The sequence below is a fragment of the Microbacterium istanbulense genome, assembly GCF_037204145.1.
Lineage (GTDB): Bacteria > Actinomycetota > Actinomycetes > Actinomycetales > Microbacteriaceae > Microbacterium > Microbacterium istanbulense.
In genome coordinates this window covers 45,799-64,048 of record NZ_JBBDGN010000001.1, presented here as the reverse complement: position 1 = coordinate 64,048, position 18,250 = coordinate 45,799, and the positions used below count along the sequence as shown (strand labels likewise).

The window sequence follows — 18,250 nt, the reverse complement described above, 5'->3', positions numbered from 1 at the left end:
GAAAGAGAGCTCATGACCACGCAGATCGCACCCAACGAGCAGGAGTTGCTCGACCGCATCCCCACCGGCCTCTTCATCGGCGGCGAGTGGGTCGCGGCCGAGGGGGAGCGCACGTTCGACGTGCACGACCCGGCCACCGGCGAGGTCATCCGTCAGATCGCCGACGCGACGCCCGCCGACGGCATCCGTGCGCTCGATGCCGCCGTCGCGGCGCAGGATGCCTGGGCGGCCACCGCCCCGCGCACCCGCAGCGACATCCTGCGCCGCGCGTTCGACCTCGTGCAGGCGCACAAGGAAGACCTCGCCCTGCTGATGACCCTCGAGATGGGCAAGCCGATCGCCGAGGCGCGCGGTGAGGTCGTCTACGGCGGCGAGTTCCTGCGCTGGTTCAGCGAGGAGGCCGTGCGCATCTCGGGTCGCTTCGGCTCGAACCCGGAGGGCACCGGCCAGATGGTCGTCTCGCAGCGTCCCGTGGGTCCGTCGTTCTTCATCACGCCGTGGAACTTCCCGTTCGCGATGGCGACCCGCAAGATCGCTCCCGCGCTCGCCGCCGGTTGCACCGTGGTCATCAAGCCCCCGGCACTGACCCCGCTGACGACGCTGTTCTTCACGAGCCTGCTCGAGGAGGCAGGCCTGCCCAAGGGCGTCGTCAACGTCGTGCAGACCTCGCGCTCGGGCGCGCTCTCGGCGCCGATCATCGCCGACCCGCGCCTGCGCAAGCTCTCGTTCACCGGCTCGACCGAGGTGGGCCGCAAGCTCATCTCCCAGGCCGCCGAGGGTGTGCTGCGGGTCTCGATGGAACTCGGCGGCAACGCCCCGTTCGTCGTGTTCGAGGACGCTGACCTCGACAAGGCGGTCGACGGTGCGATGGCGGCGAAGTTCCGCAACATCGGCCAGGCCTGCACGGCCGCGAACCGGTTCATCGTGCACCAGGACGTCGCCGAGGAGTTCTCGCGTCGCGTCGCCGAGCGCGTGCAGGCGATGAAGATCGGCCGTGGCACCGAGGAGGGCGTCGCGATCGGCCCGCTCATCGATGCGGATGCCGTCGCCAAGGCCGGCGAGCTCGTCGATGACGCGGTCGGACGCGGTGCGCGCCTGCTCGCCGGAGGCAAGGCGCTCGACGGCGCAGGAAGCTTCTACGAGCCCACCGTGCTCACCGATGTCGTGCCGGGCAGCGGCATCCTCCGCGAGGAGATCTTCGGGCCGGTGCTGGCGATCGCCACGTTCACCGACGAGGCAGAGGCCGTCCGCATGGCCAACGACACCGAGTACGGACTCGTGTCGTACGTCTTCACCGAAGATCTCGGTCGCGGCATGCGGATGATCGACGCGCTGGAGACCGGCATGATGGGCCTGAACGCGGGTGTCGTCTCGAACGCCGCCGCGCCGTTCGGCGGCGTCAAGCAGTCCGGCGTCGGCCGCGAGGGTGGCTTCGAGGGCATCCACGAGTACCTGTCGACGAAGTACACGCTCATCCCGAACTGACCGCCGCACGAGACACCGCTCTACAGAAGAGGAAGCGAACATGACTGACTACGCCGTCGTCAACCCCGCCACCGGCGAGACCGTGGCCACGTACGACACCTTCACCGATGCGCAGATCCAGGATGCGATCGCCCGTGCGACCGCCGGCGCCGAGGTCTGGGCGGCGAAGCCGCCCGCCGAGCGTGCCGTGGTGATCCGCCGCATCGCCGAGCTGCACCGCGAGCGCAAGGACGAACTGGCCGCGATCATGGTGCGCGAGATGGGCAAGCCCATCGCTGCCGCCGAGGGCGAGGTCGACTTCGCCGCCGACATCGTCGAGTTCTACGCCGATAACATCGACAAGATCACCGCCGACCAGCCGCTGGACATCCTCGGCGACGGCAGCGCGGTGGTCCGTCGCGCCCCGCTGGGCGTGCTGTTCGGCATCATGCCGTGGAACTTCCCCGCCTACCAGGTGGCGCGTTTTACCGGCCCGAACCTCGCGATCGGCAACACGATCATCCTCAAGCACGCTCCGCAGTGCCCCGAGTCTGCGGCAGCCCTCGAGGCGATCTACCGTGACAGCGGCCTGCCGGATGGCGGCTACGTGAACGTGTACGCGACGAACGAGCAGTCGGCCGACATCATCGCCGACCCGCGCGTGCAGGGCGTCTCGGTCACCGGCTCCGAGCGCGCCGGTGCCGCCGTCGCCGAGATCGCCGGACGCAACCTGAAGAAGGTCGCCCTCGAGCTGGGCGGCTCCGACCCGTTCATCGTCCTCTCCGCCGAGAACCTCGACGACGTCGTGCAGGCGGCGATCGATGCCCGCCTCGACAACAACGGCCAGTCCTGCAACGCGGCGAAGCGGTTCATCATCGTCGACAGCCTGTACGACGAGTTCACCTCGAAGTTCGTCGCCGGTCTGTCGGCCGTGACCGCGCAGGACCCGACGAAGGAGGACACCGTCCTCGGCCCGCTCTCGTCGGAGCTGGCAGCGGAGCGTCTGCAGGAGCAGATCGACCACGCCCTCGCGCAGGGTGCGACGCTGCTCACCGGCGGCACCCGAGAGGGCGCGTTCTTCGCCCCGACGCTTCTCGCCGACGTCACCCCTGAGATGGACGTCTACGGCGAGGAGCTGTTCGGCCCGGCCGGGGTCGTCTACCGCGTCGCCGACGAGCAGGCTGCCGTGGCTCTCGCCAACGACACCTCGTTCGGCCTCGGGTCGTACGTGTTCACCACCGATGCCGAGCAGGCCGAGCGCGTGGCCAACAACATCGACGCCGGCATGGTGTTCGTCAACGTCGTGCTCGCTGACAGCCCCGAACTTCCCTTCGGCGGCGTCAAGCGCAGCGGCACCTCGCGCGAGATGGGCCTGCTGGCCGCCGACGAGTTCGTCAACAAGAAGCTCATCCGTATCGGGTGAGCCGTCACCGCCGAGAGACCTGAAGGAGCACGACCATGGCGAGAAACACCGATCCCGCAGCCGAGGGAACGTCGCGAGCTTCGAAGGCGAAATCGGCGGAACCCCAGGCTCGAGCCGCCGGCGAGAAGCCGGCGGCTCGCAAGCCGGCCGCGCGCAAGGCCGCGGCCAAGAAGCCCGCCGCCCGCAAGCCGGCCGCCAAACGATCCACGGCACGCACGCCCGTGCCGAAGGCCTCCTCGCTGGCCACCGGTCCGCTTCCGGTGGCCGTTCCCACCCTGGATCCCGAGATCGCGGTGGGGGCGAGGACCGAACCGGCGCACGGCCTGCGCAACATGTCGGAGATCCGGCACTTCTTCCGCACCAACCGCACGCCGATCTTCTTCGTCGGCGCCTCGGCGTTCAATCTGCTGGGGCTGGACCGGTGGGTGCGCGGCTTCTCGTACATCACCTACTACGACAGCTGGAAGGGCACGCACCCGCGCGTGTTCAGCCCGATCCACAAGCCGTACATCGAGTTCCAGAGCGGCGAGGAGATCAACAACTGGCTGCTCCGGCACCACGAGGTGCGGGCCCACATCGCCCGCCTCACCCCGGCCGGTGAGAAGCCGAAGATCGCGATGGTGTTCTTCGACGAGGAATCCGAGGCGATCTGCGCCGAGCTCGGCTACGAGCTCATCCTGCCCTCGGCCGAACTGCGCGAGCGGCTCGACTCGAAGATGACCACCACCCGCATCGCGGACTCCGTCGGCGTGCCCAGCGTGCCCAACATCATCACCACGGTCGACTCGTGGGAGCAGCTGGTCGAGGTCACCGAGAAGGCGGGGCTCGGCACGGATCTCGTGATCCAGACCGCCTACGGCGACTCAGGCAAGACCACGTACTTCGTCACCGACAAGCGCGGCTTCGACAAGATCGCAGGCGACGTGCTCGGCACCGAGATCAAGGTGATGAAGCGGATCAACAACCGCCCGATCGCCGTCGAGGCCGTCCTCACCCGCCACGGCACCGTCGTCGGCCCGTTCATGACCGAGATCACCGGGCACAAAGAGCTCACCCCCTACCGCGGTGGCTGGGCCGGCAACGAGATGTTCCCCGGCGTGCTCGACGATGCCACCCGGCACGCCGCCATGAGCATGGTCCGAACCCTCGGCGACCGCCTCGGCCAGGAAGGGTACCGGGGCTTCTTCGAGGTCGACGTGCTGCTCGACACCGACACGGGCGAGGTGTACCTCGGCGAGCTGAACCCGCGCATCTCGGGCGCCTCGGCCATCACCAACGTCACCGCCGGCGCCTATGCCGATGTGCCGCTGTTCGTCTTCCACCTGCTCGAGTACGCCGGCGTCGACTTCACCCTCGACGTCGACGAGGTCAACGAGCGCTGGGAAGAGCTGGCATCGGCCGACGTGTGGAGCCACATGATCATCAAGCACACGGCCGACACCGTCGAGCACATCGACGTGGCGCCGCCGAGCGGTCGGTACGTGCTCGACGCCCACGGCCGGCTCGCGTTCTCGCAGGGCGACCTCGACTGGCACCTGCTCGGCAGCGAGAATGAGGCGTTCTTCCTGCGCATCTACGGTCCCGGCGACTACCGCTGGAAGGGCGCCGACCTCGGCATCCTCGTGACCAAGGGACGCCTGCAGACGCTGGGCGGGAAGCTGTCGATCCGAGCGCGCCACCTCATCGACTCGATCCGCGCGATGTACGCCACGACCGTCCTGCCCCCGGCCGCTCCGGTGGCCGAGGCGGTCCACATGGCCGTGCCAGACTCGAAGTGATGAACTTCGAGTCTGATCAGACGCCCTTCGACCTGCCCGCCGTCACCGAGGCGATCGAGTTGCCTCCGGTGACCGAGGCGATCGAGACGATCGCGCCGGCGGCTGCAGGACTCGTGCCGCCGCTGGATGCCTGGCAGGCGGCGCCGAACATCCAGTGGTCGATGCAGCACATGGCGGATTTCCTGCCCGTGCGCGCGATCCCGGCGGGGGAGCGGTCGCTGGCGCTGCCGAGCGTGCCCGCAGACCTCGCGCACATCGAGGTGCCGCATCCGTGGGAGTCGCGTTCGGCGCCGTTCGAGGATGTCATCGGCACCACCTTCACCGACGGCTGGATGATCGCCCGTGACGGCGCGGTGATGGGGGAGCAGTACTACGGGACGATGACCCCGGAGACCCTGCACCTGTTGATGTCGGTCAGCAAGTCGCTGACGACGTCGGTGGCCGGCGTGCTGATGGGCGCCGGCGAGCTGGATGCCGGTGCGCAGGTGACCAGCTACGTGCCGGCGCTCGCCGGCTCCGGCTATGACGGCGCCCGCGTGCGCGACCTGCTCGACATGCGCACGGGGGTGCACTTCTCGGAGGCCTACCTCGACGAGAACGCCGAGGTGCGTCTGCTCGAGCAGGCCATCGGGTGGGCGCCCCGGCGGCACCCCGACGCCCCCGCGACCCTGCTCGACTTCCTCGCCTCGCTGCGCGCCGACGGCCCGCACGGCGGGCGCTTCGACTACAAGTCCTGCGAGACCGATGCGCTGGCCTTCGTGCTCGAGGGCGCGACGGGCCTGCACGCCGCTGATCTCATGTCCCAGCGGCTGTGGGCGCCGATGGGGGCGCGCCACGCGGCGAACATCGGCGTCGACTCGGTCGGGGCCGGCATGTTCGACGGTGGTGTGTCGGCCGCGCTGCAGGATCTCGTGCGCTTCGGCACCTTGTTCCTCCGCGACGGGGCTGCGCTCGACGGCCGACAGGTGCTGCCGGAGTGGTGGATCGCCGAGACCCTCGCCGGCGCACCCGACTCCCGGGCCGCGTTCGCGAACGCCCCGGAGCCGACGCTCATGCCCGGTGGGATGTATCGCAACGGATTCTGGTTCCCGTATCCGGGCGCGGACGTCTTCCTCGCCCTCGGCATCCACGGTCAGATGATCTACGTGAACAGGCCCGCCATGGTCGTCGCCGCGAAGGTCTCCAGCTGGCCCACCCCGCAGGACGCGGAGAAGCTGCTGTGGACCGTCAAGGCCTTCGACGCCGTCGCGCGTGCCGTGAGCTGAACAGGCTGAGAACGGGCATATGGTCTGGGCATGACCAACGTCGCCGAGAACATCGTCCGCACGCTTCACGCCAACGGGATCCAGCGCGTCTACGGCATCCCGGGTGATTCGCTCAACGGCTTCACCGACGCGCTCCGCAAGGACGGCAGCATCGAGTGGGTGCACGTGCGACATGAGGAGTCCGCCGCGTTCGCCGCCGCCGCGGAGGCCGCGATCACCGGCGATCTCGCCGTGGTGGCTGGCTCATGCGGCCCCGGCAATCTGCACCTGATCAACGGTCTGTTCGACGCGAACCGCTCGCGTGTGCCGGTGCTCGCGATCGCCGCCCACATCCCGACCGTCGAGATCGGCACCGGCTACTTCCAGGAGACCCACCCGCAGGAGCTGTTTCGCGAGTGCAGCGTGTACGTGGAGTACGTCGCCGACCCGAAGCAGATGCCGCGCCTGCTCGAGATCGCGATGCGCGCTGCGATCGAAGAGCGCGGGGTCGCCGTACTCGTCATCCCGGGCGATGTCGCCCTGGCCGAGATCCACGACGACCGCGCGGTGAAGGTTCAGCAGACCCGCCCCGTGGTCACGCCCAGCGGTGACGAGCTGGCCGAAGCCGCCGCCCTGCTCAATGCGGCGAAGAAGGTGACGATCCTCGCCGGAGCCGGCGTCGAGGGCGCGCATGACGAGGTGATCGCGCTGGCCGACCGCCTGGGCGCACCGATCGTGCACGCCCTGCGCGGCAAGGAGTTCATCGAGCACGACAACCCGTTCGATGTGGGCATGACGGGTCTGCTCGGCTTCGCCTCCGGCTACCGGGCGATGGAGGGTGCGGATGCGCTCCTCGTGCTCGGCTCGGACTTCCCGTACACGCAGTTCTACCCCGAGCACGCCACCACCATCCAGGTCGACATCCGCGGATCCCAGCTGGGCAAGCGGCATCCGCTCGACCTCGGGCTCGTTGGCAACGTGAAGGACACCGTCGCCGCCCTTCTGCCCCGTCTGGCGCAGAAGAACGACAGGGCGCACCTCGAGGATGCGACCGCGCACTACCGCAAGACGAGGGCCAAGCTCGACGAGCTCGCCGTGCCGGCGCACGGCCACCAGCCCATCCACCCGCAGTACCTCGCGCGCCTGATCAGCGAGGCGGCCGATGACGACGCGATCTTCACCGCCGACGTGGGCTCGCCGACCGTCTGGGCGGCGCGCTACTTCAGGATGACGAAGGACCGCCGCCTGATCGGCTCCTTCTCGCACGGCTCCATGGCCAACGCGCTGCCGCACGGTATCGGCGCCCAGGCGGCACAGCCGGGGCGCCAGGTGGTGGCGCTGGCCGGTGACGGCGGCCTGACGATGATGCTGGGCGAGCTCATCTCGCTCACCCAGAACCGGCTGCCGGTCAAGACGATCGTCGTGAACAACTCGTCACTGAACTTCGTCGAGCTCGAGATGAAGGCGGCGGGTTTCGTCAACTTCGGCACCGACCTGATCAACCCCGACTTCGCCGCGGTGGCCCAGGGCATGGGCATCTTCGCCCGCCGGGTGGAGCGCAGTGAAGACCTGGCCGATGCTGTCGCCGAGGTGCTCGCCCACGACGGGCCGGCCCTGCTCGACGTCGTCACCGAGCGGCAGGAGCTGTCGATGCCGCCCACGATCACGGCCGAGCAGGTCAAGGGATTCGCCCTGTACGCCATCCGCACCGTCCTCTCCGGACGCGGCGATGAACTGCTGGATCTGGCCAAGGCGAACTGGCGACAGCTGTTCTGATTCGGCGCACGTCGCCGGATGTCGTACACTGGACAGGCAGTTGTCTGCATCCTTCACCGTGCCCCGAGCGGGCGAGGCGGGATGCGGATCCCGGGGTCTGATGACCTCTAGGGCGGTAGCTCAATTGGCAGAGCAGCGGTCTCCAAAACCGCAGGTTGCAGGTTCGATTCCTGTCCGCCCTGCGCGTCAGCGCGATGCTGGCACACGAAAGGTACACGCAGGATGGCTCAGGACGAAGTGCACGGCGACGTCGTCGCGGCAGGCGCGGGCGCAATCCGCGACCGGAAGCTCGGCTTCTTCGGCCGGATCGCCCTGTTCTTCCGCCAGGTGATCGGTGAACTCCGCAAGGTGGTCACCCCCACCCGCAAGGAACTCATCCGCTACACGCTGGTGGTCCTGGTCTTCGTGCTGATCGTCATGGGCCTCGTCTACGGCCTCGACACGATCTTCGGTTATGCCACGCACTTCGTGTTCGGGGTTCCCGGCAACTGACGCACCTGCGGCGCTCGCCGCAGTGAACGGAAAGAAGCAACGTGTCTGAACGATATTCCGACGACGCCGACTGGGCCACCGCTGCAGAGCAGTCCAGCGAGGAGGACGAAGCCCAGGAGGGCAACGTCCTGGCGGCCGAAGAGCGCTCGGTGACCGCGGCGGAGCACATCGCTCTGCACGTCGAGGTCGAGGGCGACGACGAGGATTCGGACGACACGGATGCCGACATCGACATCGACGACCCGGAGGCAGACGCGATCGTGAACGACGCTCTCAACCTGGACGAGGCAGCAGAGTCTGAAGCTGCCGCTGAAGTCCTCAACGACGCTGTGGCCGAAGAGGCTGCCGAGATCGAGGCCGCCGCGGCCGAGGAGGTCTCGCCCTACGACGGTCCCGACGTGAACGGCGACGAAGACGCTCCGGCGCTCGACCCCGCATTCGTGGCCGACGTCGCCGAGGCTGACGCCGAGGTCGACGCCGCCGAGGAGGACCCGTACGAGGCGTTCCGCATGGATCTGCGGATGCTCCCCGGCAAGTGGTACGTCATCCACTCCTACGCCGGCTTCGAGCGCAAGGTGAAGGCCAACATCGAGCAGCGCAAGTCCACGCTCGAGGTCGAGGACGACATCTATCAGATCGAGGTCCCGATGGAGGACGTCGTCGAGATCAAGAACGGTCAGCGCAAGATGGTCACGCGCGTCCGGATCCCCGGCTACGTGCTCGTGCGCATGGAGCTCAACGAGGACACCTGGTCGGTCGTGCGTCACACTCCCGGTGTGACCGGCTTCGTGGGCAACGCCCACAACCCGACCCCGCTGCGTTTCGAAGAGGCCTTCAACATGCTGAAGTCGCTCGTCGAGGTCAAGGACGTCCCCACCGCGAAGTCGATCAACGCCAAGGGCGGCACGGCCGTCGCGCGTCCGGTCGCCGCCGAGGTCGACTTCGAGGTCGGTGAGACGATCACCATCAAGGAAGGCTCGTTCGCCGGTCTTCCCGGTTCGATCAGCGAGATCAAGCCGGAGAGCGGCAAGCTCACCGTGCTCGTCTCGCTCTTCGAGCGCGAGACCCCGGTCGAGCTGTCGTTCGACCAGGTCACCAAGATGATCTGACCCACATCACGTCAGAAAGGCCTCGCTTCGGCGGGGCCTTTCGCGTTCTCCAGCATGGGCCGGGATCGGGTAGACTGACATGGTTTGTGCGCGAGCACGAACATCACCGCGCTCCGGAAATGCCGGTCCCGCGGGAGAAGCGGATGCTCGTCATCCGCCTCGATGAAAGGAAAGAGAATGGCACCGAAGAAGAAGGTGACCGGCCTGATCAAGCTTCAGATCAACGCCGGTGCAGCCACCCCGGCGCCGCCGATCGGCCCCGCGCTCGGTCAGCATGGCGTCAACATCGTGGAGTTCACCAAGGCGTACAACGCCGCGACCGAGTCGCAGCGCGGCAACGTCATCCCCGTGGAGATCACCGTCTACGAGGACCGCAGCTTCACGTTCGTCCTGAAGACCCCGCCGGCTGCGGAGCTCATCAAGAAGGCCGCTGGCCTGCAGAAGGGCTCGTCCACGCCGCACACCGTCAAGGTCGGCAAGATCTCGGCCGAGCAGGTCCGTCAGATCGCCGAGCAGAAGCAGGCTGACCTGAACGCGAACGACATCGAGGCCGCCTCGAAGATCATCGCTGGCACCGCCCGCTCCATGGGCATCACGGTCGAGGGCTGAGGGGAAAGACAATGACTACCAAGTCCAAGGCATACAAGGCAGCAGCGGCGAAGATCGAGGCTGACCGTTTCTACACCCCCTCCGAGGCAGTCGCCCTCGCGAAGGAGACCGGCTCGTCGAAGTTCGACTCGACCGTCGAGGTCGCGCTGAAGCTCTCGGTCGACCCGCGCAAGGCAGACCAGATGGTGCGCGGCACCGTCATGCTGCCGCACGGCACCGGTAAGACCGCTCGCGTCATCGTGTTCGCGAACGGCCCGGCTGCTGAAGCGGCTCTGGCTGCGGGCGCCGACGAGGTCGGTGGCACCGAGCTGATTGAGAAGGTCGCCGGCGGCTGGACCGACTTCGACGCCGCGGTCTCGACCCCTGAGCTCATGGGCCAGGTCGGTCGTCTCGGCAAGGTGCTGGGTCCGCGTGGCCTCATGCCCAACCCGAAGACCGGCACCGTGACTCCGAACCCGGCCAAGGCCGTCGAGGAGATCAAGGGCGGAAAGATCGAGTTCCGCGTCGACAAGCACGCCAACGTGCACTTCATCGTCGGCAAGTCCTCGTTCTCGGCCGAGCAGCTCGACGAGAACATCGCCGCAGCGCTCGAAGAGATCGTGCGTCTGAAGCCGTCGAGCTCGAAGGGCCGTTACATCCAGAAGGGCGCCGTGTCGACCACGTTCGGCCCCGGCATCCCGCTGGACGTCAACGCCATCTGATCCCTCCAGGATCAGGAACCTCTGCGTTCCGGAAGACCCTCGCCTTCGGGCGGGGGTCTTCTGCGTCGTATCGTGTGACATCGAACGTCACATGATGCGGCATCCGGTCGCCTCTCGGCGTACTGTAGGTCGGTCGCCGGCATCCGGCGCATATCCGAATCACCAGGAGATCCGAACATGATCCGTCGTCGCACCGCCGTCACCGCCTTCGCCGCCCTCGGCCTCGCCGCCACGGTCCTCGCCGGCTGCAGCAGCACCGCGTCGACCGACGAGACGCCCGCCGCAGGTGGCGACGACGAATACGGCCTCGTCACCCCCGGCACGCTCACGGTCGCGACCGAGGGCACCTACCGCCCGTTCAGCTTCCACGACGACGGTGGCACCGGCGACCTCATCGGCTACGACGTCGAGATCATCGAGGCCGTCGCCGAGAAGCTCGACCTCGAGATCGTCTTCCAGGAGACGCAGTGGGATGCCATCTTCGCCGGCCTCGACGCCGGCCGCTTCGACGTGATCGCCAACCAGGTGAGCATCAACCCCGAGCGGGAGGCTTCGTACCTCTTCAGCGAGCCGTACACGGTCTCGCCCGGCGTGATCGTCACGCTCGAGGACGACGACTCGATCTCGTCCTTCGCCGACCTCGAGGGCAAGACCACCGCGCAGTCGCTGACCAGCAACTGGTACGAGCTTGCCACTGAGTCCGGCGCCAAGGTCGAGGGCGTCGAGGGCTGGGCGCAGGCCGTCGCCCTGCTCGAGCAGGGGCGCGTGGATGCCACCATCAACGACAAGCTCACCTTCCTCGACTACGAGAAGACCGACGGCCCCACGGGCCTGAAGATCGCCGCCGAGACCGACGAGGCCGGCGAGCAGGCTTTCGTGGCCACCAAGGAGCACGAGGCGCTGATCGAGGCGATCGACGGTGCGCTCGACGAGCTGCGTGCTGACGGCACTCTGGCCGAGATCAGCGACAAGTACTTCGGCGCCGACGTCACCGAGTAGTCGATGAGCGAATGGGAGCTGTTCCTCAGCTCGCTGGGGCCGCTGGCCCTGGCGGGCGTGACCGTGACGATCCCGCTCGCGATCATCTCCTTCCTGGTGGGGCTCGCGATCGCGGTCGCGGTGGCCCTGATGCGCATCTCCGAGCATCGGGTGCTCTCCGGGATCGCGCGCGCCTACATCTCGGTCATCCGGGGCACGCCGCTGCTCGTGCAGCTGTTCGTGATCTTCTACGGGATGCCGTCGATCGGCGTGCTCATCAACCCGTGGCCGAGCGCGATCATCGCGTTGTCGCTGAACGTCGGCGGCTACGCGGCTGAGGTCATCCGTGCCGCCATCCTCTCTGTCCCGAAGGGGCAGTGGGAGGCGGCGTACACGGTCGGGATGGGGCGCACGCGCACGCTGGTGCGCATCATCCTGCCGCAGGCCGCCCGGGTGTCGGTGCCGCCGCTGTCGAACACGTTCATCTCGCTCGTCAAGGACACGTCGCTGACCGCGCTCATCCTCGTGACCGAGCTGTTCAAAGTGGCCCAGCAGATCGCCTCGGCATCGTTGAAGTTCATGGTCGTGTATCTGGCCGCGGCCCTCGTGTACTGGGTGATCTGCCTCGTGCTGTCTACGCTGCAGAACGTGGTGGAGAGCAGATTGGATCGTCATGTCGCGCGCTGAGAGATCGGGCACCTCCGCACTGCTCACCGCCAGGGGTCTGCGTAAGAGCTTCGACGACCGAGAGGTGCTGCGCGGGGTCGATCTGACGCTGCACCGTGGCGAGGTCGTCGTGCTCATCGGGCCGAGTGGCTCGGGCAAGACCACGGTGCTGCGCTCGCTGAACGGCCTCGAGATTCCCGACGCGGGCACGCTCGAGATCGCCGGGGCGCCGGAGGCCGACTTCACGGTCGGCATCGATAAGAATGAGCGCTTCGCGCTGCGCGACCGCTCGGCCATGGTCTTTCAACACCACAACCTGTTCCCGCACCTCACGGTGCTGCAGAACGTGATCGAGGGTCCGTGGCGCGTGCAGCGTCGCCCGAAGGACGAGGTCGTCGCCGAGGCGCGTGCGCTGCTGTCCCGGGTGGGACTCGCCGACAAGGAAGACGCCTACCCGCACGAGCTCTCCGGTGGTCAGCAGCAGCGCGTCGGCATCGTGCGGGCGCTCGCACTCAAGCCCGAGCTGCTGCTGTTCGACGAGCCCACCAGCGCGCTGGACCCCGAGCTGGTCGGCGAGGTGCTTCTGGTGATCAAGGAGCTCGCCGACGAGGGCTGGTCCATGGTCGTCGTCACGCACGAGCTGGCCTTCGCGCGCGAGGCCGCCGATCACGTCCTCTTCCTCGATGGGGGAGTGGTGGTCGAGGAGGGGCCGCCCGAGCAGCTGTTCACCGCCCCGCGGCACGAGCGCACGCAGCGCTTCCTCACCCGCATCCTCCGCCCTCTGGAGGGCGACTGACTCCCGTGCCATGATGCCCCCATGGGTGCAGTGGACGAATACCTCGCCGGCGTCGAGGATCCAGACGATCGGGCGGCGTTGGCGCGCGTCTACGCGCTCGCGCGGGAGGTCGTGCCGGATGCCGAGCAGGGCACCGGCTATCGGATGCCCGCGCTGAAGCACCGTGGCAAGGTATTGATCTCGGCGATCAGGGCGGCACGGCATCTGGGCGTGTATCCATTCAGTGCGGCCGCCGTGGCGGCCGTATCCGCGCAGGTGGCCGAGATCGACGGAGCCGATGCGAGCACCGGGGCGATTCGCTTCCGCCCCGGCACTCCGATACCGGACGATCTCATCCGCGCTCTCGTAGCCTTCCGGTCGGCTGAGATCGAGGGATGACCCTCAGCCGCCGAGCACCGGCAGCACGAGGCTGATCGCGAGGGCGATCATCACGACCGCGATGATGGCGTCCAGCACGCGCCAGGCGCGCGGCGTGCGCAGCCAGCGACCCAGATAACGGGCACCGAAACCGAGGCCGGTGAACCACAGGATGCTCGCCGCGACAGCGCCGGCGGCGAAGAGCCAGCGCTGGTCCCCGTGGGTCGCGGCGATCGAGCCGAGCATGAGCACCGTGTCGAGGTAGACATGCGGGTTCAGCCAGGTCAGGGCGAGTGTGGTGAGGATCACCGGTGCGAGGGCGGTGCGGGTCGCCGTGCGGGTGACGGTCGCCGTGCCGCCACCGGCGAACGCGGCGCTCTCCTCCGCCTCGACTTCGAGGGCCTCATCGCCGCCGCGCCAGGCCCGTCGCGCCGCCATCAGGCCATACACGGTGAGGAAGATCGCGCCGGCCCAGCGGGCGACCACGACGAGCCACGGGGCGGCGTTGATGATGTAGCCGAGGCCGGCGACGCCGGCGATGATGAGCACGGCATCCGACAGTGCGCAGATGATGACGACGGCCAGCACGTGCTCGCGGCGGATGCCCTGACGCAGCACGAAGACGTTCTGTGCGCCGATGGCGATGATGAGCGAGAGGCCGAGTCCGAGGCCGGCGAGGAGCGAGAGCATGTTCTCAGACTAGGAACCTCGCGACGACAGCACCAGCGAAGATTACTCATGCACCATTAGCATCGCTAATGTGAAGATCGATCCTGAACTCGCCGCCACCGTCGCCGCCGTCGCCGCGGAAGGCACGCTGGACGCGGCGTCACGGCGCCTGCGGATCACCCCCTCCGCGGTGAGCCAGCGACTGAAGACGCTCGAGCAGCAGCTCGGCCGCATCCTCGTCGTGCGCTCCAAGCCGGCCACGCTCACCGAAGCAGGAGAGGCGGTCGTGCGACTGGCGCGGCAGATCGCGCTGCTGGAGCACGATGCGCTCAGCGGCGTCGGGTTCGTCGATGAGACGGATGCCGCGCGCATCAGTATCCCGCTTGCCGTCAACGCCGACTCGATGGCCACCTGGTTCCTGCCCCCGCTGGCTCGGCTCTCGGCCCGCCGGGGCATCGACTTCGACCTGCACCGCGACGATCAGAATTTCACGGCACGGCTGCTCGAGTCCGGCACGGTGATGGCGGCCGTCACGAGTCAGAGCGAGCCGGTCAGCGGATGCTCGGTCAGCCCGCTCGGCGTGCTGGAGTACCGGGCGGTCGCGGACGCCGCCTTCGCCGAGCGGTGGTTCCCGGACGGCATCACGGCGGAGGCCCTCGCCGCCGCACCTTTCGTCGACTTCGACCGCCGCGACAGTCTGCAGCACGACTGGCTGCGCGCCATGGGGGTCGCCCACCAGGGAGTGCCGCGTCACTATGTGCCCGCCTCTCATGACTACGCCCTCGCCGTGCAGCTGGGGCTGGGCTGGGGCATGCTGCCGGTGCTGCAGGACAGCCCCGAGCTCACGGGCCTCGGAGGCCCGGCCGTGCGGGTGGCGCTGTACTGGCAGCAGTGGAATCTGCGCTCTGAGCTGCTCGACGTCATCGCCGCCGAGGTCGCCGCGGAAGCCGCACGCGTCCTGCGCCGGTGAGGCGCGGCGGCCACTGCTCTGGCAGACTCGACGCCACACCCCTCACAGGCGGGAGCCGATGATGCCCGAGAACGAAAGCTGGCCGGCGCTGAAGGTCGCCGACTGGACCGACACCCGCGAGACGCTGCACATGTGGTTGCAGATCGTCGGCAAGATCGAGCTGGCCTCCACTGCGCTCATCAACCACTGGTGGAACGTCACCTTCCAAGTCAGCGCCCGAGGGCTGCGCACGGGGCTCATGCGCGACCGCGGGCTCAGCTTCGACGCCGAGTTCGACTTCATCGACCACCAGCTCGTGATCCGCACCAGCGCGGGCGACCAGCAGACCGTGGCGCTGCGCTCGCGCACCGTCGCCGACTTCTACGCCGCCACCATGGCAGCGCTGCGGGCATTGCACCTGGACTGCATCATCGTCGCCAGCCCGAACGAGGTCTCCCCGGCGGTGCCGTTCGCCGAGGACACCGCGCACCACACCTATGTCCCCGAGCATGCGCAGACCTTCTGGCGGCAGCTGCTCGCCGCGAATGCGGTGTTCGAGCAGTGGCGCGCCGGCTTCGCCGGCAAGGACAGCCCGGTGCAACTGTTCTGGGGCTCGATGGATCTGTCCTGCGTGCGCTACTCCGGGCGGCTGGCTCCGACCTGGGAGGGCACCCCTCCGCCCTCGTGCCCGAGCTGGGTCATGCAGGAGGCCGAGTCGTGGCAGAACGCCAGTGCCGGGTTCTGGGCCGGTGGCTCGGAGGAGGGCAGCTTCTACGCCTACGCCAACCCCACCCCGCCCGGATACAACGACGGGACGGTATCGGTGGGCGAGTTCGACACGAGTCTCGGCGAGTGGATCCTGCCCTACGAGCAGGTGCGCACGAGTGCCGATCCGGAGCAGACGCTGCTGACGTTCCTCAACGACACCTACGCGCTCGCCGCCGATCTCGCTGACTGGGACCGCGCGGTCCTCGACGTCAATCCGCACCGGTTGGATGCCCAGATCGGCACCGCGCGCTGACCGCGCCCGGCAGGGTCAGTCGCGGGAGGGACTCACTCCGGTCACGAGGGCACGCAGCAGTCGCGTGAGGTTGTCGATGTCGGCAAGGCTCCACTCCTCGAGGGTGCGCAGCAACCGCCCCTCCTGCGGCTCCCTGGCTGCCGCGAGACGCTGCGAACCCAGCGGCGTGACTCGCAGCAGCGCGGAACGGCGGTCGCGCGGATCGGGGGTGCGCTCGACGAAGCCGAGGTCTTCGAGCTCGCGCACGGTGCGGCTGACCTGTCCCTTGTCGCTGAGCAGCCGCTCGGCCAGGGCCGAGGCCGTGACCTCTTCGCAACGCTCGATCGTCGAGAGCACCTTGTAGGCCCCGGGAAGCATCCCCGGGCTCACCCGGTTCGCATTCTCGACCATCACCCGACGGGTGTGGTTGATCAGCTCGGCGAACTCGGCCTCGAGCGAGCGGACCGCGCTCGCACGCTCCTGGGGGGTGCCGGAGTCAGCGCTCATCGCCGCGGCCGCTCTCCTCACCGCGCTCGGACTCGGGGCGGATCACCGGGATCGTGTCGGTGTGCGCGCCGGCCAGGGCAGTGGCGTCGGCGACGGCGATCTCCGCCGCCTCCTCGATCGCGTGCGACTCGCCCTTGACCCGCTCCGCCGCGGCCCGTTCGGAGGTCGTCATCCGCGTGAGCGGCGTGTTCGGCAGGAAGAGGATCGCGACCAGGCTGAGCACCGCAAGGGGCACCCCGATGAGGAACGACTGCGAGATCGCCTGGGCGTAGAAGTCCTCGATGATCGAGCGCACCGGCTCGGGCAGCAGGCGCACCTCGGGCAGCGTGCCGCTGCTGAGCTGCTCGGCCACGGCCGCGCCCTTCTCGCCGAGCTGGGCGATGGCGGCGCCGAGCTTCTCCTTGCCGTCGGAGAACAGCGTGGTGATGTGTCCTGCGACCACGGCGCCCATGACCGAGACGCCGACGGTGCCGCCGAGGCTGCGGAAGAAGGTCACCCCAGAGCTGGACACGCCCATCTCGCTCGGCTTCGCGACGTTCTGCACGATGAGCACGAGGTTCTGCATGGTCATGCCCACGCCCGCGCCCATGAGGAACATGTAGATCGAGACGAGGACGAAGTTCGTGTCGTAGTGCAGTGTCGAGAGCAGGATCGAGCCGGCGATGAGCATCACCGATCCGGCGATCAGGTACGGCTTCCAGCGGCCGTACCGCGTGACGAGCTGACCGACGATGATCGACGACAGCAACAGGCCGGCCATCATCGGCAGGGTCATCAGCCCCGCCTGCGTGGGGGAGGCCCCGCGGGAGAGCTGCATGTACTGCGCCAGGTAGACCGAGGTGCCGAACATGGCCACGCCGATCGAGATCGAGGCGAGCACCGAGAGGGTGAAGGTGCGGCCCCGGAACAGGGTCAGCGGGATGAGCGGCTCGCGCACCTTGAGCTCGACGATCACGAAGACGATCGCCGCGACGAGTGCGCCACCGACCATGAGCACGGTCTGCATGCTCCACCAGTCGAAGGAGGAGCCGGCGTTGGTGATCCAGATCAGCAGCAGCGAGACCGCGACCGACAGCAGCACGATGCCCGTGTAGTCGATCGACACCTTGCGGGTGCGGTTGTTCGCCACGTGCAGTGTCTTCTGCAAGATGAACAGCGCGGCCACCGCAAAGGGCAGCGCGACGAAGAAGTTCCACCGCCAGTTCAGGGTGTCGGTGATCCAGCCGCCCAGCAGCGGGCCGCCGACCGTGGCGACGGCCATCACGGCGCCGAACAGGCCCATGTAGCGCCCCCGCTCGCGCGGGCTGATGATGTCGGCCATGATCACCTGGCTGAGGGCGGCCAGGCCACCGGCCCCGATGCCCTGCACCGCGCGGAAGGCGATGAGCACGTTCGTGTCCTGAGCGAAGCCGGCCGCGGCGGTGGCGAGCACGAAGATCACCAGAGCGATCTGGATGAGCAGCTTGCGGTTGAACAGGTCGGCCAGCTTGCCCCAGATCGGGGTCGCGATCGCCGTCGTCAGCAGGGTCGAGGTGATCACCCAGGTGTAGGCGGCCTGGTCGCCGCCGAGGTCGTGGACGATGACCGGCATCGAGGTGGAGACGACGGTGCCGGCGATCATCGAGACGAACATGCCGAGCAGCAGGCCGGTGAGTGCCTCGAGCACCTGGCGGTGCGTCATGGAGGAGGGGGACGGGTGTGACATGCACGCCTTCCGTTGTCGAGGGGGATG

Annotated in this window: 18 protein-coding genes and 1 tRNA gene; 16 read left to right on the top strand and 3 right to left on the bottom strand. The window is 68.2% G+C overall.

Annotated features, from left to right (window positions below):
• The first annotated feature begins 12 nt into the window (after nucleotides 1-12).
• From WDU93_RS00305 to WDU93_RS00240, 14 genes are all read left to right on the top strand, one after another.
• Nucleotides 13-1,485 carry an NAD-dependent succinate-semialdehyde dehydrogenase gene (locus WDU93_RS00305; protein WP_337316167.1) on the top strand — a complete coding sequence of 491 codons (1,473 nt, stop codon included), beginning with the start codon at nucleotides 13-15 and terminating at the stop codon, nucleotides 1,483-1,485.
• A 40-nt stretch (nucleotides 1,486-1,525) separates the two neighbouring features.
• Nucleotides 1,526-2,887 carry an NAD-dependent succinate-semialdehyde dehydrogenase gene (locus WDU93_RS00300; protein WP_337316165.1) on the top strand — a complete coding sequence of 454 codons (1,362 nt, stop codon included), beginning with the start codon at nucleotides 1,526-1,528 and terminating at the stop codon, nucleotides 2,885-2,887.
• Nucleotides 2,888-2,922: 35 nt separating this feature from the next.
• Nucleotides 2,923-4,665, top strand: a complete 1,743-nt coding sequence (locus tag WDU93_RS00295) for a biotin carboxylase (RefSeq protein ID WP_337316162.1) — start codon at nucleotides 2,923-2,925, stop codon at nucleotides 4,663-4,665.
• A complete protein-coding gene (locus WDU93_RS00290) occupies nucleotides 4,665-5,930 on the top strand; it encodes a serine hydrolase domain-containing protein (protein ID WP_337316160.1) in 1,266 nt (421 codons plus the stop codon). Before WDU93_RS00295 ends, WDU93_RS00290 begins: the two co-directional genes overlap by 1 nt.
• Nucleotides 5,931-5,960: 30 nt before the next feature.
• Nucleotides 5,961-7,685 carry a ubiquinone-dependent pyruvate dehydrogenase gene (gene poxB / locus WDU93_RS00285; protein WP_337316158.1) on the top strand — a complete coding sequence of 575 codons (1,725 nt, stop codon included), beginning with the start codon at nucleotides 5,961-5,963 and terminating at the stop codon, nucleotides 7,683-7,685.
• Nucleotides 7,686-7,794: 109 nt separating this feature from the next.
• Nucleotides 7,795-7,867, top strand: a tRNA-Trp gene (locus tag WDU93_RS00280).
• Nucleotides 7,868-7,907: 40 nt separating this feature from the next.
• On the top strand, nucleotides 7,908-8,177 hold the full coding sequence (gene secE / locus WDU93_RS00275) for a preprotein translocase subunit SecE (RefSeq protein ID WP_337316156.1): 270 nt from the start codon (nucleotides 7,908-7,910) through the stop codon (nucleotides 8,175-8,177).
• A 41-nt stretch (nucleotides 8,178-8,218) separates the two neighbouring features.
• Nucleotides 8,219-9,286: a transcription termination/antitermination protein NusG gene (nusG, locus tag WDU93_RS00270; protein WP_337316154.1), complete on the top strand. Its 1,068-nt coding sequence runs from the start codon at nucleotides 8,219-8,221 to the stop codon at nucleotides 9,284-9,286.
• 177 nt (nucleotides 9,287-9,463) lie between these two features.
• The gene (gene rplK / locus WDU93_RS00265; RefSeq protein ID WP_337316152.1) at nucleotides 9,464-9,895 is read left to right on the top strand and encodes a 50S ribosomal protein L11; all 432 of its coding nucleotides are present in this window, start codon (nucleotides 9,464-9,466) and stop codon (nucleotides 9,893-9,895) included.
• 11 nt (nucleotides 9,896-9,906) lie between these two features.
• Complete coding sequence (gene rplA, locus WDU93_RS00260) at nucleotides 9,907-10,596, top strand: 50S ribosomal protein L1 (RefSeq protein WP_337316150.1); 690 nt, start codon at nucleotides 9,907-9,909, stop codon at nucleotides 10,594-10,596.
• A 177-nt stretch (nucleotides 10,597-10,773) separates the two neighbouring features.
• Nucleotides 10,774-11,595, top strand: coding sequence for an amino acid ABC transporter substrate-binding protein (locus WDU93_RS00255; protein ID WP_337316148.1), 822 nt, complete (start codon nucleotides 10,774-10,776; stop codon nucleotides 11,593-11,595).
• A gap of 3 nt (nucleotides 11,596-11,598) precedes the next feature.
• The gene (locus WDU93_RS00250; RefSeq protein WP_337316146.1) at nucleotides 11,599-12,261 is read left to right on the top strand and encodes an amino acid ABC transporter permease; all 663 of its coding nucleotides are present in this window, start codon (nucleotides 11,599-11,601) and stop codon (nucleotides 12,259-12,261) included.
• Nucleotides 12,248-13,036: an amino acid ABC transporter ATP-binding protein gene (locus WDU93_RS00245; protein WP_337316144.1), complete on the top strand. Its 789-nt coding sequence runs from the start codon at nucleotides 12,248-12,250 to the stop codon at nucleotides 13,034-13,036. The genes WDU93_RS00250 and WDU93_RS00245 overlap by 14 nt, the downstream gene beginning before the upstream one ends.
• Before the next feature lie 21 nt (nucleotides 13,037-13,057).
• Nucleotides 13,058-13,414, top strand: coding sequence for an iron chaperone (locus tag WDU93_RS00240; RefSeq protein ID WP_337316142.1), 357 nt, complete (start codon nucleotides 13,058-13,060; stop codon nucleotides 13,412-13,414).
• 3 nt (nucleotides 13,415-13,417) lie between these two features.
• Here WDU93_RS00240 and lysE read toward each other — a convergent pair whose 3' ends face one another.
• On the bottom strand, nucleotides 13,418-14,083 hold the full coding sequence (gene lysE, locus WDU93_RS00235; RefSeq protein WP_337316140.1) for an L-lysine exporter: 666 nt from the start codon (nucleotides 14,081-14,083) through the stop codon (nucleotides 13,418-13,420).
• Nucleotides 14,084-14,153: 70 nt separating this feature from the next.
• Here lysE and WDU93_RS00230 point away from each other — a divergent pair, with 70 nt between their 5' ends.
• A complete protein-coding gene (locus tag WDU93_RS00230) occupies nucleotides 14,154-15,032 on the top strand; it encodes a LysR family transcriptional regulator ArgP (RefSeq protein ID WP_337316138.1) in 879 nt (292 codons plus the stop codon).
• Nucleotides 15,033-15,093: 61 nt separating this feature from the next.
• Nucleotides 15,094-16,032, top strand: coding sequence for a DUF5996 family protein (locus WDU93_RS00225; protein ID WP_337316136.1), 939 nt, complete (start codon nucleotides 15,094-15,096; stop codon nucleotides 16,030-16,032).
• 15 nt (nucleotides 16,033-16,047) lie between these two features.
• Here the strand turns inward: WDU93_RS00225 and WDU93_RS00220 are convergent, their stop codons facing one another.
• A complete protein-coding gene (locus WDU93_RS00220; protein ID WP_337316135.1) occupies nucleotides 16,048-16,518 on the bottom strand; it encodes a MarR family winged helix-turn-helix transcriptional regulator in 471 nt (156 codons plus the stop codon).
• On the bottom strand, nucleotides 16,508-18,199 hold the full coding sequence (locus tag WDU93_RS00215; RefSeq protein ID WP_337316133.1) for an MDR family MFS transporter: 1,692 nt from the start codon (nucleotides 18,197-18,199) through the stop codon (nucleotides 16,508-16,510). Before WDU93_RS00215 ends, WDU93_RS00220 begins: the two co-directional genes overlap by 11 nt.
• Nucleotides 18,200-18,250 lie beyond the last annotated feature (51 nt).

What these genes read in the sequence shown, in the direction of transcription:
- WDU93_RS00250 (WP_337316146.1), top strand. Translation starts at nt 11,599, where the DNA reads ATGAGCGAATGGGAGCTGTTCCTCAGCTCGCTGGGGCCGCTGGCCCTG.
- WDU93_RS00245 (WP_337316144.1), top strand. Translation starts at nt 12,248, where the DNA reads ATGTCGCGCGCTGAGAGATCGGGCACCTCCGCACTGCTCACCGCCAGG.
- rplA (WP_337316150.1), top strand. Translation starts at nt 9,907, where the DNA reads ATGACTACCAAGTCCAAGGCATACAAGGCAGCAGCGGCGAAGATCGAG.
- WDU93_RS00240 (WP_337316142.1), top strand. Translation starts at nt 13,058, where the DNA reads ATGGGTGCAGTGGACGAATACCTCGCCGGCGTCGAGGATCCAGACGAT.
- WDU93_RS00290 (WP_337316160.1), top strand. Translation starts at nt 4,665, where the DNA reads ATGAACTTCGAGTCTGATCAGACGCCCTTCGACCTGCCCGCCGTCACC.
- secE (WP_337316156.1), top strand. Translation starts at nt 7,908, where the DNA reads ATGGCTCAGGACGAAGTGCACGGCGACGTCGTCGCGGCAGGCGCGGGC.
- lysE (WP_337316140.1), bottom strand. Translation starts at nt 14,083, where the DNA reads ATGCTCTCGCTCCTCGCCGGCCTCGGACTCGGCCTCTCGCTCATCATC.
- poxB (WP_337316158.1), top strand. Translation starts at nt 5,961, where the DNA reads ATGACCAACGTCGCCGAGAACATCGTCCGCACGCTTCACGCCAACGGG.
- WDU93_RS00300 (WP_337316165.1), top strand. Translation starts at nt 1,526, where the DNA reads ATGACTGACTACGCCGTCGTCAACCCCGCCACCGGCGAGACCGTGGCC.
- WDU93_RS00305 (WP_337316167.1), top strand. Translation starts at nt 13, where the DNA reads ATGACCACGCAGATCGCACCCAACGAGCAGGAGTTGCTCGACCGCATC.
- WDU93_RS00255 (WP_337316148.1), top strand. Translation starts at nt 10,774, where the DNA reads ATGATCCGTCGTCGCACCGCCGTCACCGCCTTCGCCGCCCTCGGCCTC.
- rplK (WP_337316152.1), top strand. Translation starts at nt 9,464, where the DNA reads ATGGCACCGAAGAAGAAGGTGACCGGCCTGATCAAGCTTCAGATCAAC.
- WDU93_RS00215 (WP_337316133.1), bottom strand. Translation starts at nt 18,199, where the DNA reads ATGACGCACCGCCAGGTGCTCGAGGCACTCACCGGCCTGCTGCTCGGC.
- WDU93_RS00220 (WP_337316135.1), bottom strand. Translation starts at nt 16,518, where the DNA reads ATGAGCGCTGACTCCGGCACCCCCCAGGAGCGTGCGAGCGCGGTCCGC.
- WDU93_RS00295 (WP_337316162.1), top strand. Translation starts at nt 2,923, where the DNA reads ATGGCGAGAAACACCGATCCCGCAGCCGAGGGAACGTCGCGAGCTTCG.
- WDU93_RS00225 (WP_337316136.1), top strand. Translation starts at nt 15,094, where the DNA reads ATGCCCGAGAACGAAAGCTGGCCGGCGCTGAAGGTCGCCGACTGGACC.